The organism is Pseudomonas sp. JH-2, assembly GCF_036231725.1.
GTDB lineage: Bacteria > Pseudomonadota > Gammaproteobacteria > Pseudomonadales > Pseudomonadaceae > Pseudomonas > Pseudomonas delhiensis.
The window spans coordinates 1-3,701 of sequence record NZ_JAZAQP010000095.1; the positions used below are offsets into that span (position 1 = coordinate 1).

A 3,701-nucleotide genomic window follows, 5' to 3' on the forward strand; every position below is an offset into this window, starting at 1 on the left:
CCGCCCCGCGCCATGGATGGCGCGTGGCGGCGGCCCCCCAAATCACTGGCGGATTACGGGCACACCGAGCCCAAGCGAGGTGCCGAGTGGTGGGGCAAGAGCGTTTTGCTTACTTTTGCGCTGTTCAAAAGTGAGCCGCCGTCAGGGCGGAACCCTAAGTGGCCGTTACCTAAACAACGGATATGTACCCTGTCCAACTGTGTTGACTGTTAGGCCGCCTTCGCAGGCAAGCCAGCTCCCACATTGTCCGTGTCTAGTCAGACAACTCGGTCTACTGTGGCAGCTGGCTTTTCATAAAGTGGAAGGGCGGGACAGAAACACATCCGCCAGCCGTTGATTACGCGGCAGCCCTGCCAGGAACAAGCGCTTGGAAAAAGCCTCGACGTTGGCGGGGTGCCCGCAGAGCAAGGCCAGGGTGTGCCGGGAAACAAGCCGCAGTTGTGCCAATGCCGGCTGCAACTGCGCTGTAGTCCATAGCTCCACGGCAAGGTTCCCATGCTGCGCGGCAAGCGCCGTCAGAGGTTCGGCCAGATAATGAGCCTCGGCCTCATGGGCCAGGTGAATCACGCGAATCTCGCCTTGATGATCCTGGCGCAGAGCCTCGCGCAACACGCCCCACAAGGGGCCCAGGCCGGTACCGGAAGCCAGCAGCCACAATGGCCGCGATTGCCAGTCAGGATCATAGTGCAGCGCTCCACCCCGCAGTTCGCCCAGCCGTAGAGGCTCACCGACCTTGAACTGTCGCGCGGCATCGCTGAATGCACCAGGCTGGCGGCACTCGATATGAAACTCCAAGTACGGCTCTTCCTGGGGCAAGCTCGCCAGGGAATACGGACGTGCCACCTGCCCCGCCCACAGCACCAGATGCTGCCCGGCGCTGTACCGCAGGGCACGTTCCGGTTGCAGGCGCAGACGCAGTACCGTCGAACTCAGCCAATCGACGCCCACCACCTGGGCGGGCAGGCCATCGCGCTGAGGGTCAAACGCTTCGACCTTCAGGTTTGCACTCACCCGACACTGGCACGCCAGGCGCCAACCTTGCTGGCGCTGCGTCGGGCTCAGGGCATCGGGCTGCTGGTCGTCAACCTCACCCTCGCAACGCACCAGGCACGCATGGCAACTGCCGGCCCGGCAACTGAAGGGCACGGCCACGCCGGCCTGATTCAAGGCATCCAGCAGGTTGCTGCCGGAGGTGACCGACCAGTGGCGTTCGCCGACGTACAGTTCAGGCATATAAGGACTCAATCATTGCAAAGGGCTAATCCATAATGCGGGTAGCGTTTGGTGGGAGCGGGCTTGCTCGCGAAGGCAGAGTATCAGCAACCACCTACGTCGAAGCGTACACCGCCTTCGCGAGCAAGCCCGCTCCCACATTGGCCTGTGTTCACACTCCTCAGAGTTTGACCATAGTCGGGTGTATCGGCCACCGTGCCGGGTTATACTGCCGCGCCTTTTTAGCGTCGCGCCTGCACCATTCTGGCGTGCCTTGGAAAGATGGCGTCAGCCGACCGATGCAACACTGACGCCATCTTTATTGAATGTTCCCTTATAGAGGAGCGCGACTCATGACCGTGATCAAGCAAGACGACCTGATTCAGAGCGTTGCCGACGCCCTGCAATTCATTTCCTACTACCACCCCGTTGACTTCATCCAGGCCATGCACGAAGCCTACCTGCGCGAAGAATCGCCGGCAGCCCGTGACTCCATCGCCCAGATCCTGATCAACTCGCGCATGTGTGCCACCGGCCACCGCCCGATCTGCCAGGACACCGGTATCGTCACCGTGTTCGTGCGCGTGGGTATGGACGTGCGTTGGGACGGCGCCACCATGGGCCTGGACGACATGATCAACGAAGGCGTGCGTCGCGCCTACAACCTGCCGGAAAACGTCCTGCGCGCCTCGATCCTCGCCGACCCGGCCGGTGCTCGCAAGAACACCAAGGACAACACCCCAGCGGTCATCCACTACTCCATCGTCCCGGGTAACACCGTGGAAGTGGACGTGGCGGCCAAGGGTGGCGGTTCCGAGAACAAGTCGAAGATGGCCATGCTCAACCCGTCCGACTCGATCGTAGACTGGGTGCTAAAGACCGTTCCGACCATGGGCGCCGGCTGGTGCCCACCGGGCATGCTCGGCATCGGCATCGGCGGCACCGCCGAGAAAGCCGCAGTAATGGCCAAGGAAGTGTTGATGGAGTCCATCGACATCCACGAGCTGAAAAAGCGCGGCCCGCAGAACCGTATCGAAGAAATGCGCCTGGAGCTGTTCGAGAAGGTCAACCAACTGGGCATCGGTGCCCAGGGCCTGGGTGGCCTGACCACCGTGCTCGACGTGAAGATCATGGACTACCCGACCCACGCCGCTTCCCTGCCGGTGTGCATGATCCCCAACTGCGCCGCCACCCGTCACGCGCACTTCGTGCTCGACGGTTCGGGCCCGGCGTCGCTGGAAGCGCCACCGCTGGACGCCTACCCGGAAATCGTCTGGGAAGCCGGCCCATCGGCCCGTCGCGTCAACCTCGACACCCTGACCCCGGAAGAAGTGCAGAGCTGGAAGCCGGGCGAAACCGTACTGCTCAACGGCAAGATGCTCACCGGTCGCGACGCGGCGCACAAGCGCATGGTCGAGATGCTGAACAAGGGCGAAACCTTGCCGGTGGACCTCAAGGGCCGCTTTATCTACTACGTCGGCCCGGTTGATCCGGTGCGCGAAGAAGTGGTTGGCCCAGCGGGCCCGACCACCGCGACGCGGATGGACAAGTTCACCCGTCAGATCCTCGAGCAAACCGGCCTGCTGGGCATGATCGGCAAGTCCGAGCGCGGCCCGACCGCCATCGAAGCGATCAAGGACCACAAGGCCGTGTACCTGATGGCCGTGGGCGGCGCCGCTTACCTGGTGGCCCAGGCCATCAAGAAGTCGCGCGTGGTTGCCTTCGCCGAACTGGGCATGGAAGCCATCTACGAGTTCGACGTCAAAGACATGCCGGTCACCGTTGCCGTGGACAGCAAAGGCGAGTCAGTCCACATCACCGGTCCTGCCATCTGGCAGAAAAAGATCAGTGACAGCCTGGCGGTAGAAGTGCAGTAAGCACCTCTTCCAAAAGAATAAAGGCGACTGCGGCCCCATGGCCCAGTCGCCTTTTTTATGCCTGAAGCAAGGGAACTGCTCTTGCTCTTGCTCTTGCTCTTGCTCTTGCCGTTGATCTCAGGCGCCCCGTTAAACCACGCTGGCCGGAATTCGACAGGGATTTGGGGGGTAAACCGGCAGGGATGCCGGTTTAGCCGCCCCGCGCCATGGATGGCGCGTGGCGGCGGCCCCCCAAATCACTGGCGGATTACGGGCACACCGAGCCCAAGCGAGGTGCCGAGTGGTGGGGCAAGAGCGTTTTGCTTACTTTTGCGCTGTTCAAAAGTGAGCCGCCGTCAGGGCGGAACCCTAAGTGGCCGTTACCTAAACAACGGATATGTACCCGGTCCAACTGTGTTGACTGTTAGGCCGCCTTCGCAGGCAAGCCAGCTCCCACAGTGTCCGTGTCTAGTCAGACAATTCGGCCTACTGTGGGAGCGAGCCGCTCTTGCTCTTGCTCTGCCTGTGATCTTGATCTGCTTGTGATCTTGATCTCAGGCGCCCCGTTAAACCACGCTGGCCGGAATTCGACAGGGATTTGGGGGGTAAACCGGCAGGGATGCCGGTTTAGCC

The 3,701-nt window shown here is 61.9% G+C and carries 2 protein-coding genes; one reads left to right on the top strand and one right to left on the bottom strand.

The window, feature by feature from the left end:
• Positions 1-291 precede the first annotated feature (291 nt).
• On the bottom strand, positions 292-1,233 hold the full coding sequence (locus VV867_RS30690; RefSeq protein ID WP_069559012.1) for an iron-sulfur-binding ferredoxin reductase: 942 nt from the start codon (positions 1,231-1,233) through the stop codon (positions 292-294).
• A gap of 332 nt (positions 1,234-1,565) precedes the next feature.
• On the opposite strand from VV867_RS30690, the gene VV867_RS30695 reads away from it, so the two are divergent.
• A complete protein-coding gene (locus tag VV867_RS30695) occupies positions 1,566-3,089 on the top strand; it encodes a fumarate hydratase (protein WP_003193907.1) in 1,524 nt (507 codons plus the stop codon).
• Positions 3,090-3,701 lie beyond the last annotated feature (612 nt).